The organism is Sphingobium cupriresistens LL01, assembly GCF_001046645.1.
Lineage (GTDB): Bacteria > Pseudomonadota > Alphaproteobacteria > Sphingomonadales > Sphingomonadaceae > Sphingobium > Sphingobium cupriresistens.
This window is the reverse complement of sequence record NZ_KQ130434.1, coordinates 2,065,723-2,077,717: the sequence shown is the minus strand read 5'-3', so window position 1 is coordinate 2,077,717 and position 11,995 is coordinate 2,065,723. Positions and strand designations below refer to the sequence as shown.

Below are 11,995 nucleotides of genomic sequence, written 5' to 3'. Positions count from 1 at the left end.
CCCGGTCGAGGGGGCCGGGCCGTTTTTGCGGGAGATGTCGTTGTTCAAGGGGTTGAAGCCCATCGTCTATGGTGGCCGTGAAGTCTGGCCGCTGGTCGAAGGCGGCAAGGGCGTTGCCGTGTCCAACCATGCCAGTTCGGGCGCCTGGGCGGCCGCAGGCGGCATCGGCACGGTGTCGGCGGTCAATGCCGACAGCTATGACAGTTTCGGCAACGTCATCCCCCAAATCTACCACGGCCGTACCCGCCGCGATCGCCATGAGGAACTGGTCGCCTACGCCATCGACGGCGCAGTCGAACAGGTGAAGCGCGCCTATGAGATTGCGGGCGGCAAGGGCGCGATCAACATCAACGTGCTGTGGGAAATGGGCGGCGCTCAGCGCATCCTGCACGGCGTGCTGGAAAAGACCAAGGGCATGGTGGCGGGCGTCACCTGCGGCGCGGGTATGCCCTATAAGCTGTCGGAGATCGCGGCCTCCTACAATGTCAGCTATCTGCCCATCGTATCCTCCGGCCGCGCCTTTCGCGCGCTGTGGAAGCGGGCCTATTCGAAGGCGTCGGAATGGTTGGCGGCGGTGGTCTATGAAGACCCCTGGCTGGCGGGCGGCCATAATGGCCTGTCCAATGCCGAAGACCCCAAGGTGCCCCAGGACCCCTATCCCCGCGTCAAGGCGCTGCGCGATACGATGCGCGAAGGCGGCATTTCGGACGATGTGCCGATCGTGATGGCGGGCGGCGTGTGGGCGCTCAAGGACTGGAACGACTGGATCGACAATCCCGAACTAGGCGCGATCGCCTTCCAGTTCGGCACCCGGCCGCTGCTGACGCAGGAAAGCCCGATCCCGCAGGAGTGGAAGGATCGGTTGACCCAGCTCAATCCCGGCGATGTCCTGCTCCATAAATTCTCGCCGACCGGCTTCTACAGCTCGGCGGTGCGCAATCCGTTCCTGCGCCAGCTTGAGGCGCGCTCGGAACGGCAGATACCGTTCAGCACCGAACAGGCGGGCGACCATACCCACCAGCTCGACGTGGGCGTGAAGGGCAAGAATTTCTGGGTCACGCTGGGTGATCTGACCCGCGCGCGCGAATGGGTGGGGCAGGGCTTCACCGCCGCGCTCAAGACGCCCGACAATACGCTGGTGTTCGTGGGCGAAGAGGAAAAGGGCGTCATCCGCAAGGACCAGACGGACTGCATGGGCTGCCTCAGCCAATGTTCCTTCTCGTCCTGGATGGACAGCGAAACCAACTCCACCGGACGCTTGGCCGACCCGCGCAGCTTCTGCATCCAGAAGGCGTTGCAGGAAGCGGTGCATGGCGGCGACCTCGATCAGAATCTGATCTTTGCGGGCCATGGCGCCTATAAGTTCAAGCAGGATCCTTTCTACTCCAACGGGTTCGTGCCGACCGTAAAGCAACTGGTCGACCGTATCCTGACCGGCGATTGACGGCGTCGGCGATGATCGGGGATATTCAGGGTCTGGCGGTGCTGCGCTATGACACGCCGCATTTCGATATCGTGCAACCGGGGCAGTTCGTGCTGTGCGCCGTATCCGGCGCGCGAATCGATCTGGAAGACCTGAAATATTGGAGCGCCGAGTTTCAGGAAGCCTATCGTGGGCCGGAGGAAGCGACTCGGTCCTTCCTGCTGCATCGCGGGCCGGATTTCCGATAAATAACGGCCGTTAAAGCGACGCCAGCCTGTCCGCCAGACGGGGTGGGCTGGCCTAAATCGCTTTCAAGAGGTGCTGAACATCGGTTCAGCGTCTCAATAAGGTGATTGGTCGCAACTTTGCTATTCCGATACGGTGAAAACTGATGTAATCTTTTCTCAGAGGCGACGTAGAGCGCTACATGTGGAAGGATGTTTTTCTGATGTCTCGTATCGACGTCTTTGGTGATCGTATTTGCATCGTGTCGAGCCTGCTGATCGTGGGCTGGTTCCTCTACAGCACGATCTTCTGATTCCTGCGGCGGGATCTCCCGCCTGACCGCGCTTTCGTCGGGGTCATTGTCTGGATTGAGCGCCCCGTGCCACGTCTATGGGTGCTGCCATGTTGCGTCCATGCATCCTGTAGTTCTGCATAATTGGAGATGATGATGTTCAGCCACATCATGGTGGGTGCCAACGATATGGAGGCGTCCAAGGCCTTCTATGACGCCATATTCGGTGCGATCGGTGCGAAGCCTGGGTTTTTCGACGACATGGGCCGGGCCATCTACATGCATGACAATGCCTTGTTTCTGGTGACCAAGCCGATCGACGGTGCGTCGGCCTGTCATGCAAATGGCGGGACGATCGGTTTCACCATGGCCTCGCCCGAACAGGCGGACGCTTGGCACGCAGCAGGTGTGGCAGCGGGCGGCGCGACCTGTGAAGATCCGCCCGGCGTGCGCGAAGGCGGCTTCGGCAAGCTGTATCTCGCCTATCTGCGCGATCCGGCGGGCAACAAATTGTGCGGGTTGCATCGCATAGGCTGATCCGCCGCTTCGATTGGTTTGCGATTGGATGGCCAAACAAGACTGGCCGCCCCCCAAGCAAAGCTATATCGACTTTCTCAATCAGATCGATAGATAGAGTGGCGGGCATCATGCTCCGCGGCTTTTGAAGGATGTCAGCTTGCTCCGCGTCACCAACGGCTAAAGCGCACGGTGCCGAAGCGACGACGCCAGGTTTCGTGTTCCCTTGCTTGGAGGAGAAGACGATGACTCGCAAAACAATACGCTCCCGCCAACCCCATCGCGCCCAGACGGACAGCCATGTCTATCTGCCCCATTCGTCCTGGACCCGCGTCGAGCGCAAGTCTGCGGGTGGAGCGATCGCCCCCGATGATTTCTGGGCGCGACTAGGGCTTTGAATCCAGGTCCGTTCGGGAAACTCTATCCACTCAGCCGCCCGCGCCGTTTGACCGACGGTGCGGGCGACCGTCTCAGCCGCTCAAGCCGGTGACCGGCACCGCCATCACGCCGTCGGCTTCGAAACTGGCGATGGGATAGGCGCAATAGTCCGCGGCATAATAGGCACTGGGGCGGTGATTGCCCGATGCGCCCAGGCCGCCAAACGGCATGTTGCCTGCCGCGCCCGTGGTCGGCCGGTTGCGGTTCACCACGCCGGCGCGGCTTTCCTCGACCACGCGCTGCCATAGCGCCTCGTCCTGCGAGATGAGGCCAGCGGACAGGCCGAAGCTGGTCGCGTTGGCGGCGGCGATCGCGGCGTTGAAATCGGGCACGCGAATAACCGTGAGGACGGGCGCGAAAATCTCCGCATCGGGCGCATCGACGCCAGTGAGGTCGAGCAGGGCGGGCGTGACGAAGGCGGCGCTGCGGCCTTGCACCCCGCCAAAGGGGCGGATCACCCGCGCGCCGCGCGCGATCAGGTCGCTGACGGCGCGGTGCGATGCGGCGGCGGCCTGGTCCGACACCAATGGCCCCATGAAGGCGTCGCCCGGCTCATTCCACGCGGCGATCGGGAGTTGTGCGGCGAGCGCGGCGGTAGCCTCCACGATCGCGTCGCCGGTCGCGCCTTCCGGCAGGATCAGCCGACGGGCGCAGGAACAGCGCTGGCCGGTGGTGATGAAGGCGGAATTGATGATGATCGAAGCGGCCGCTTCCGGGCTGTCCCAGGCGATCAGCGGATTATTGCCCCCCAATTCCAGCGCCATGACGACATGGGGGCGATCGACCAGCGCGCGGCGCAGCGCCGCGCCTGCGCCCGCCGATCCGGTGAACAGCAGCCCGTCGATGTCGCCCGCGACCAGCGCCTCGCCGGTGGCGCGGCCGCCCTGGACCACGGTCAACAGCCCATCGGGCAGTCCCGCCGCCGCCCAGGCATCGGCCATGGCGGCGCCGGTGGCCGGGGTGATCTCCGAAGGCTTGAAAACCACCGCATTGCCCGCGATCAGGGCGGGGACGATATGGCCATTGGGCAGGTGGCCGGGGAAATTATAGGGGCCAAGCACCGCCATCACGCCATGGCCGCGATGGCGCAGCACGGCGCGGCCGAAGGGCATGTCGGCGGCGCGCTCGCCGGTGCGCTCGGCATGGGCCTTGATCGACACATCGACCTTGGCGATCATCGACCCGATTTCGGCGTCGCTTTCCCAGAGCAATTTGCCCGTTTCGCGGGCGATGAGTTCGGCCAGCGTCGCGCGCCGTTCCGCCAATATCTGCGCATAGCGGCGGGCGATGGCGATGCGATCGTCCACTGGCAGGGCGCGCCAGCCGGGCAGGGCGGCATGGGCGGTGGCGATGGCGCGGTGGCAATCGTCGGCGTTTGCGGCCGGGCCTTCCCAGACCAGTTCGCGTGACGCCGGATCGAAGGACTGGAGCATCAGGCTCACCGTACTGCGCTTTCTTGCGCGCTCGTCATGGCGAAGATACCGGTCGCATTGCCGGTGTCGAAGGCGAGGTCGAGCCTGCCCGTCGCGGGATCGATATCGCGGCTGATGAATTCGTAGAAGGAGCCGGGCACCTGCCGCAATTCTCCGTCGGCAAAGAGCCGTTCCACGCTGTCGGCGCGGAAGGCGGTCTGGCGCACACGGCCGGTTGCGGAGACTTCCAGCTTCGCCTTCATCGGCCGATCCTCCCCCTTGAGCCGTTCGGCGAGGGCGGCGACATCGGCCACCCGGTCGGTCGCATGGTTGAATCCATTGCCCTCTGTCGCGATCCAGGCAGCCTCGTTGGAGCGGGACAGCAATAGCTGATAATCGGCGAAAACGGGCGCTTCATGCTGACGGTCGAAGGCGGAGAGGATCACCGGCAGCGCGGCGATTGCGTCAACGAGTTGGACAGGTGAATCGCCTTCATAGCGCGCGAGTACGTCTTTCGCCTGATCGTTCAGCGGATCGCGCGATGTGCCGAAGACGCGGCCGGCGGCCTCGGCAAATTCCGCGTCGAACCGATCGACATGCAGTTCGGACAGGAAGAATTGCGGGATCGCTTCGGGGAAGTCGCTATGGCGGTAGGCGCGGCCCGTCATCTTCAGCCGGTCGAGCGGATAGATGGCCGCCATTGTATAGCCCAAGGGAAGGAAGATGCGGGTGAAGGCATCCTCGCCGCCGGGCAGGGCGCCGGTCGGGCCATTGGGGAAGCGGATCGAGCGGAGCGCGCCGTGGTCGAATATGACCTTGCCGCCGCGCGCCACTGTGTCGGTGACATAGGCGTCGCCGCTCGGCACCCGGCGCAACAGGTCGGCGAACAGGGCGACGTTCAACGCCATGGCGAAGGCGGCGCGCGAGACGGTGTCGCCGTGCTGCGCCAGCAGCGCAGGTTCGATCGCCAGCCTGTCCAGCGTCTGGCGGCCCGCGTCTGCGCCCAGGCTCGCAACGACCAATGCTTCTATGCTGCCCATATTCTCAATCGACATGAATTGCTCCGGGATGACAACGCCCTTATGCCAAGATAGGCAGGATTTTCAAAATGGCGACCTGTCATCTGTTGATGCGAATTTGGAATGAATGGATCGCGCAAACATCTGCCGCCGATGCAGGCCCTGACCGCTTTCGAGGCGGCGGTGCGCCATGGGGGCTTTTCGCGGGCGGGCGAGGAAATCGGGCTGACCCAGAGCGCGGTCAGCCGCCAGATTGCGCAGTTGGAGGACTGGCTTCAGACACCCCTGTTCGACCGGATCGGGCGGCGGGTGCGGCTGAACGAAGGGGGGCGGGCCTATGCCGACGACGTGCTGCCTGCGCTCGACGCCATCCGCCGCGCGACGGCGCGGGCCTCGGCGCGACCGTCGCAGACCGCGCTGCGGGTCGCAACGCTGCCCAGCTTCGGAATGCGCTGGCTCGCGCCGCGCCTGCCGCAACTGACGGCGCGCCACCCGGATCTGGTGATCGACTTCGCCGCCCGCTCGCAACCCTTCGACTTCGGCCATGAAGAGTTCGATGCAGCTGTCCATTTCGGTGTCGCAGCGGACTGGCCCGGCGTCGCCATGGACTTTCTGTTCCGGGAGGAGGCGGTGCCGGTCTGCGCGCCGGCCTGGCTCGCCGCGCACCCCTTATGCGAACCGGCGGACCTGTTACACGCGCCGCTACTCAGCCAGATCTCGCGGCGCGATGCCTGGAGGCGCTGGCTGACGGCCGCCGGGGTGGATGCGTCGGCGTTGGCGCCGGGACCAGCCTATGAGCATTTCCTGATGCTGGCGCAGGCCTGCGCGGCTGGGGGCGGTGTGGCGCTGATCCCCAGTTTCCTGATCCAGCCGGAACTGGAGGCAGGCACGCTGGTGATCCCCTTCGCCCGGCCGCTGTCGAGCGAGCAGGCCTATTATCTGGTCTATCCGACCGGGGCGTTGGGAACGGGCGCGCTGGGCCAGTTCCGAGACTGGATGATGGAGCAGGCGCGGGGAGCCTGAACCCTTACATCTTCTTTGGCATACAGTCTCCGCCGGCGGCCTTGATCGCCCCGCACAGGCGCGCGGCGTCGTTGCTGCTGGCGAGCGGTCCGGCCTGGAGCCGGGTCACCGCGCCGGCCTTCACCAAATAGGGCTGATAGGCGGACAGGCCTTTCACCTTGCCGCTGAGTTGGCTCCACAATGTGCGAGCGCGGCCTTCCTCGCTGAACGCGCCGAGTTGGACGCGCCAGCCGCCCGAAGCGGCGGGAGCTGGGGCCGTCGCGGCAGGCCGCGTGGTCGCAGGCGCGGGCTTCGGCTTGGCGACGGCGACCTGCTGGCTAGTGGGCCTGGGCGGAGCGAGCGCCGGTGTCGGTTGGCTGGGCGTAGAGGGCGGCAATTGCGTCGTGCGAACAGCCGATTGGCTGCTGCGCGGCGGTGGCGGAGCCGCTTGCGCCAGCGTCACGCTCTTGTCGCCCTTTTCCAGGCTGGCGGCGAGGGCCAGGCCCTGCTTGCGCTGGTCTTCGGGGATATATTTGTCCATCTGCTCCAGGCTGGTCGATGCCTGCGGCAGGCCCGACGCGGAGGCGCGGGTCATCAACGCATAGGCCCGCACCCAATCCTTGGCCAGCGTGTCGCCGTTGAACAGGGCGGTGCCCACGATATATTGCGCGCGCGGTTCGCCGCGCATGGATGCGCGTTGCAGATAGGGCATGGCGCCGCTGCGGTCGCCCTGCTGGAACATCAGCAGGCCCAGATTGTCTTCGGCGCGCAAATGCCCCTGCGCCGCCGCCTTGCGATACCAGTCGATCGCGCTGTTGAGGTCGGGCTGCACGCCGCGGCCCAGCTTATAGGCCTGGGCCAGATTGAATTGCGCATCGGGATCGCCCGATTGCGCCAGGGGCCGCCATTCGGCGATCGCCTTGGCGTAATCGCCCTGCTGCCAGGCGTCGACGCCGGTTTTTACATCCGCCAGCGCAGGCAGTGCGACGCCCAGCATCGCGACCAGCGCCGCCGTTCCCCAGATATGCTTCATATGCGCAGGCTCCAGTGCGAAAATCGTCATGGGCAACTGCATTGGCCAAACAAGGTTAAAGTCTTGTTAGCGCAACGGCAAGATGCTGGACAGTAGCTTAACCATGGCGTCGCAGGGTCATCAAGTTTCGCGGGCAGTTAACCAAATTTTAGCGCCACTCGTGGCAATCCGACCCGGAACTGGATTTTCTGGGGGGTGTGCGTGCGGATATTGGCAATGGCGTCGCAAAAGGGCGGATCGGGCAAGACCACCTTGTCGGGCCATCTGGCTGTGCAGGCGCAACGTGCCGGCGCCGGCCCGGTCGTGCTGATCGACATTGATCCGCAAGGGTCGCTGGCCGATTGGTGGAACGAGCGCGAGGCGGAATTTCCCGCTTTCGCCCAGACCACCGTCGCGCGCCTGGCCGCCGACCTTGAGATATTGCGCCAGCAGGGCTTCAAGCTGGCCGTCATCGATACGCCGCCCGCTATCACCATGGCGATCCAGAGCGTCATTTCGGTCGCGGAACTGATCGTCGTGCCGACCCGGCCCAGCCCGCATGACCTGCGCGCCGTGGGCGCCACGGTCGATCTTTGCGAACGCGCCGGCAAGCCGTTGATCTTCGTCGTCAACGCCGCGACGCCCAAGGCGCGCATCACGTCGGAAGCCGCCGTCGCCCTTTCGCAGCACGGTACGGTCGCGCCGGTGACGCTGCATCACCGCACCGATTTCGCCGCATCGATGATCGATGGCCGCACCGTTATGGAGGTCGATCCCAAGGGTCGCTCCGCCGCCGAGGTCGAGGCGCTCTGGTCCTATGTATCGGACCGGCTGGAGAAGAATTTCCGCCGCACGGTCTTTTCCGTGCCCCAGGGCAGCGTCGGCACGATCGCCAGCCGTCCATCCAGCGCGGGCTTCGGCCGCCGCGTGATCGGCCAGTAAGGGAGCAAGGACCATGGCCGAACCCAAGCCGCTCGCTTCGCTGACATCGGGCCTGCTGGCCCGCAAGGGCGCGGCCCAGCCTGCGATGCGTCGTCCGATGCTGGGCTTTGGCCGTGCGTCGAGCGCGGCGTTGCAGCAAGAAGACTTTGGGCAACAGGACGATCTGGGCTGGAACGACATGGGATTCGATGTCGAGCCAGTGCACGCACCGATCGAGGAGCCGGCCGCGCCGATCGGCCTGACGCCGATGACGCCGATCGTTCCCGTCCCGCCGGTGGTGACGGAACGCAAGGTTTTGGCCAAGCGGCTGGCCGCGAAGGCGACTCCGGTTCAGGCCGTCGCCCGCAACCGCAAGGCCGCTTTTACGCTGCGCCTCGACGCCGAACGGCATCTCAAACTGCGGCTGGCCTGCGCGATCACGGGCCGGTCGGCCCAACAAATCGTGACGCAGGCGCTGGACGATCTTCTCAATAACCTGCCGGAAATCGACCGGCTGACTCAGCAGCTGCCGCACATGCGCGACGGCCAGTGAATGAAGGGTGGGTAATTTTATGAAACGCACGACATTCGGAAAGGCGGCGCTGTCTTCCTTACTCGTCGCCACGACCATGGTGGGTTGCACCGGCGCGGCTTTCCGCCCGTCGGCTTCAGCCGTTCAGCAGAAGGGCAATCCGGGCAAGCTCGCCATCGTCGCCGAAAAGGCGATGGCCGACCGTAACGCCGTCAAGGCTGTGGAAGCCGCTGAAGCGGTGGTTCAGCTGCAGCCGCAAAATGCCGCCTATCGCCAGATTTTGGGCCGCGCCTATGTGCTGGCCGGACGCTTCGCATCGGCCGAGACGGCGTTGCGCGATGCGATGACGCTGGGCAATAGCGACGCCAGCACGATCGTCAGCCTGGCGCTGGTGCAGGTGGCGCAGGGCCGTGCCGACAGCGCGCGCAGTTTGTTGGTCGCCAATGCCGGCACCGTGCCGGCCGGCGACTATGGTCTGGCGATGGCGATGACGGGCGATACGGCCGAAGGCGTCCGTATCTTGTCCGAAGCGATCCATGACCCATCCGCCACCGCGCGCACGCGCCAGAACCTGGCCTATGCCTATGCGCTGGCCGGTCGCTGGAAGGATGCGCGCATGATCGTCGGCATGGATCTGGAGCCGCTGGCTGCGAACAAGCGCATTTCCGACTGGGCGCAGATCGCCGAGCCGTCTTTAGCGCCGATGCGCGTCGCCGCGCTGATGGGCGTGACGATCGATCAGGGCGATGCCGGTCAGCCCGTCGCCCTGGCGCTTGCGCCTGCCGCCGCCGCCGCGCCAATCGAAATGGCGCAGACTGCGCCGGACATAGCGCCCTTGCCGGAATCCCCGCCCGAAGCGCCGGTGCAGGTGGCGGAAGCCGCGTCGGCGCCGCAGCCGGTGGTCGTCTCCGCGCCCGTCATGCGGGCGGAACGCGCGCCTGCGCGCGTCGCCGTCCGCGACTTCATCATCGAGGATGGCAACGCCAAGCCGGTTCTGTCCAAGAGCCGCGTCGCCAAGGGGCAGCCGGCCGTCGCCGCCGCGCCGGTCGCGCGGATGCAGCAGGCCGCGTTCATCAAGCCGGTCGCCAACGGCGCCAGCAATTGGGTGGTGCAACTGGGCGCGTATGACAATGCCGCGATCGCCAAGGAAAAATGGATGAGCATGGCCGGGCGCAGCGGCGCGCTGGCGGCCTTCCCGGTGCTCACCAGCCAGGCGACGGTCAAGGGCAAAACCTATCACCGGCTCGCCATCAGCGGCTTTGGCAGCCGGGCGGACGCGATGACGGCGTGCCGGATGATCCGCGCGCGGAGCGGCCAGTGCTTCGTGCGCGAAGGCGCGCCTGGCGCGACGCCGCAGCGCTGGGCCGTCGCCGCCAAGGGCCGCCAATACGCATCGCGCTGAACCTTCCTCCCCCAAGCGTGACCCTGAGCGCGCGAAGCCCACCGGCTTCGCGCGCTTTTTCTTGAGCGGCGAATCGATCACGGATCGAACCGGCATCAAGATGCTGAAGATGTTGGCAAAATGGCTCCCCGAGTAGGATTCGAACCTACGGCCATTCGATTAACAGTCGAATGCTCTACCGCTGAGCTATCGGGGAACGACCGGATTTCGCCGGGCAGGCCGCGCCTATGCATCGGCGAAATGGAAATGGCAAGAGCATCGCGCGGCTGACAACCGAAAAATCAGGTCAATTCATGTCAGAGATTTACGACAGGGCAGTTAGCCTGCGGGTTGGCGCAACGACGCTATCTTTTGAAAAAAAAGGTAGTGTGCGTGAAGTTCTGCAAAATCGCTTGAGGAGCGAGGCGGTCATGGCAGGCTGGTGATGTTCAACGTCACCGAGGAGACCCGCCATGACCAGGACCGAGATTAAGCCTGCTGTATCCGCTGTCAAAGAGTTGCTGGCGCAGGAGCCGGATGCGCTTCGCGAGATTGTGCGCAGCGTGATGCAGGCGATGCTGGAAGCCGAGATGGACGAGGCGCTGGGCGCGGGCAAGAGCGAGCGCAGCGATGCGCGGCTCGGCTACCGTTCGGGGCATTACCCGCGCACGCTGGTGACGCGGGTCGGCAAGCTGGAGCTGCGGGTGCCGCAGGACCGTGCCGGGCGCTTCTCGACCGAGCTGTTCGAGCGCTACCAGCGGTCGGAGCAGGCGCTGGTGGCGACGCTGGCCGAGATGTATGTCCAGGGCGTTTCGACGCGCAAGGTCAAGGCGATCACCGAAGAGCTGTGCGGCCATGCCTTCTCGGCCTCGACGATCTCGGCGATCAACAAGAAGCTCGATGGCAGCCTGGCGGCCTTTGCCCAGCGCCGCCTCGACGAGCCGTTCCCTTATCTGATCCTTGATGCCCGCTACGAGAAAGTGCGCGAAGGCGGCGTGGTTGGAAGCCAGGCGGTGCTGATCGCGATCGGCATCGACTGGGACGGCAGGCGGCAGATACTGGCCGTGGAGATGGCCAATCGCGAGAGCGCCACGTCATGGAAGGACTTCCTGCTGCGCCTGCGTGACCGGGGCCTGCATGGCACCGAGTTCGTCGTCGCCGACGATCATGCCGGCCTGCGCGCGGCGATCCGCGAGGTGCTGACCGGCGCCGCATACCAGCGCTGCTACGTGCACTTCCTGAGGAACGCGCTCGATCACTTGCCAAGGAAGGCCGACGACGACTGCCTGCAGGAACTGCGCTGGCTCTACGACCGGCGCAACCTCGCCGAGGCCCGCGCCGATCTCGCCCAGTGGCTCGCCCGATGGAGCGCCAAATATCCCAGGCTCACCGACTGGGCCGAGGAGACGATCGAGGAGACCTTCTCCTTCTACCGGCTGCCACGCAGGCATCACAAGCACATGAAAAGCACCAACATGCTCGAACGCTTCAATGAGGAAATCCGGCGGCGAACCTATGTCGTGCGGATATTCCCCAACGCCCCCAGCTGCCTGCGCCTGGTCCGCGCACTCGCCGTCGAAACCCACGAAAACTGGCTCGAAGCCAACCGCTACCTCAATATGGACGAACTGCGCGAGCAGAAGAAAACCGAACTACGCAAAGCCGCATGACCAGCACCATGACCGCCAATTTGCAGAACTTGACGCACACAACCAAAAAAAATGCCCGCCCTGTCGGCCGGCAAATGTGGCTCCCCGAGTAGGATTCGAACCTACGGCCATTCGATTAACAGTCGAATGCTCTACCGCTGAGCTATCGGGGA

Annotated in this window: 12 protein-coding genes and 2 tRNA genes; 9 read left to right on the top strand and 5 right to left on the bottom strand. The window is 65.0% G+C overall.

From position 1 onward, the window contains the following. The first annotated feature begins 40 nt into the window (after window positions 1-40). The 4 genes from V473_RS10025 to V473_RS24065 all read left to right on the top strand — a co-directional run bounded on the left by V473_RS10025 (window position 41) and on the right by V473_RS24065 (window position 2,854). Window positions 41-1,444, top strand: a complete 1,404-nt coding sequence (locus V473_RS10025; protein ID WP_066605459.1) for an NAD(P)H-dependent flavin oxidoreductase — start codon at window positions 41-43, stop codon at window positions 1,442-1,444. An 11-nt stretch (window positions 1,445-1,455) separates the two neighbouring features. Then, window positions 1,456-1,671, top strand: coding sequence for a DUF2093 domain-containing protein (locus tag V473_RS10020; protein WP_066603296.1), 216 nt, complete (start codon window positions 1,456-1,458; stop codon window positions 1,669-1,671). Window positions 1,672-2,096: 425 nt separating this feature from the next. Then, window positions 2,097-2,477, top strand: a complete 381-nt coding sequence (locus V473_RS10015) for a VOC family protein (protein WP_066605457.1) — start codon at window positions 2,097-2,099, stop codon at window positions 2,475-2,477. Between the two features lie 224 nt (window positions 2,478-2,701). Next, the gene (locus V473_RS24065; RefSeq protein WP_169793934.1) at window positions 2,702-2,854 is read left to right on the top strand and encodes a hypothetical protein; all 153 of its coding nucleotides are present in this window, start codon (window positions 2,702-2,704) and stop codon (window positions 2,852-2,854) included. A 72-nt stretch (window positions 2,855-2,926) separates the two neighbouring features. On the opposite strand, the gene astD is transcribed toward V473_RS24065, so the two are convergent. After that, the gene (gene astD, locus V473_RS10010; protein ID WP_066605455.1) at window positions 2,927-4,330 is read right to left on the bottom strand and encodes a succinylglutamate-semialdehyde dehydrogenase; all 1,404 of its coding nucleotides are present in this window, start codon (window positions 4,328-4,330) and stop codon (window positions 2,927-2,929) included. 2 nt (window positions 4,331-4,332) lie between these two features. Continuing rightward, entirely contained in the window at window positions 4,333-5,361 is a 1,029-nt protein-coding gene (locus V473_RS10005; RefSeq protein WP_066603294.1) for a DUF1338 domain-containing protein, read from the bottom strand. A gap of 87 nt (window positions 5,362-5,448) precedes the next feature. Between V473_RS10005 and gcvA the strand changes: the two genes are divergently transcribed. After that, on the top strand, window positions 5,449-6,348 hold the full coding sequence (gene gcvA, locus V473_RS10000) for a transcriptional regulator GcvA (RefSeq protein ID WP_066603293.1): 900 nt from the start codon (window positions 5,449-5,451) through the stop codon (window positions 6,346-6,348). 4 nt (window positions 6,349-6,352) lie between these two features. Here the strand turns inward: gcvA and V473_RS09995 are convergent, their stop codons facing one another. Further along, on the bottom strand, window positions 6,353-7,360 hold the full coding sequence (locus tag V473_RS09995; protein WP_066605453.1) for an SPOR domain-containing protein: 1,008 nt from the start codon (window positions 7,358-7,360) through the stop codon (window positions 6,353-6,355). A 201-nt stretch (window positions 7,361-7,561) separates the two neighbouring features. Between V473_RS09995 and V473_RS09990 the strand changes: the two genes are divergently transcribed. Genes V473_RS09990 through V473_RS09980 form a run of 3 tightly spaced genes read left to right on the top strand, consistent with a single transcriptional unit; the run spans window position 7,562 to window position 10,194 of the window. After that, window positions 7,562-8,281: a ParA family protein gene (locus V473_RS09990; protein ID WP_066603291.1), complete on the top strand. Its 720-nt coding sequence runs from the start codon at window positions 7,562-7,564 to the stop codon at window positions 8,279-8,281. 13 nt (window positions 8,282-8,294) lie between these two features. Then, a complete protein-coding gene (locus V473_RS09985; RefSeq protein WP_066603289.1) occupies window positions 8,295-8,813 on the top strand; it encodes a hypothetical protein in 519 nt (172 codons plus the stop codon). A gap of 19 nt (window positions 8,814-8,832) precedes the next feature. Continuing rightward, window positions 8,833-10,194 carry an SPOR domain-containing protein gene (locus V473_RS09980; protein WP_066603287.1) on the top strand — a complete coding sequence of 454 codons (1,362 nt, stop codon included), beginning with the start codon at window positions 8,833-8,835 and terminating at the stop codon, window positions 10,192-10,194. Window positions 10,195-10,315: 121 nt separating this feature from the next. On the opposite strand, the gene V473_RS09975 is transcribed toward V473_RS09980, so the two are convergent. After that, window positions 10,316-10,390: transfer RNA gene (locus tag V473_RS09975), tRNA-Asn, on the bottom strand. Window positions 10,391-10,646: 256 nt separating this feature from the next. Here V473_RS09975 and V473_RS09970 point away from each other — a divergent pair. Continuing rightward, window positions 10,647-11,843 carry an IS256 family transposase gene (locus V473_RS09970; RefSeq protein WP_007684572.1) on the top strand — a complete coding sequence of 399 codons (1,197 nt, stop codon included), beginning with the start codon at window positions 10,647-10,649 and terminating at the stop codon, window positions 11,841-11,843. A 77-nt stretch (window positions 11,844-11,920) separates the two neighbouring features. On the opposite strand, the gene V473_RS09965 is transcribed toward V473_RS09970, so the two are convergent. Further along, window positions 11,921-11,995, bottom strand: a tRNA-Asn gene (locus V473_RS09965).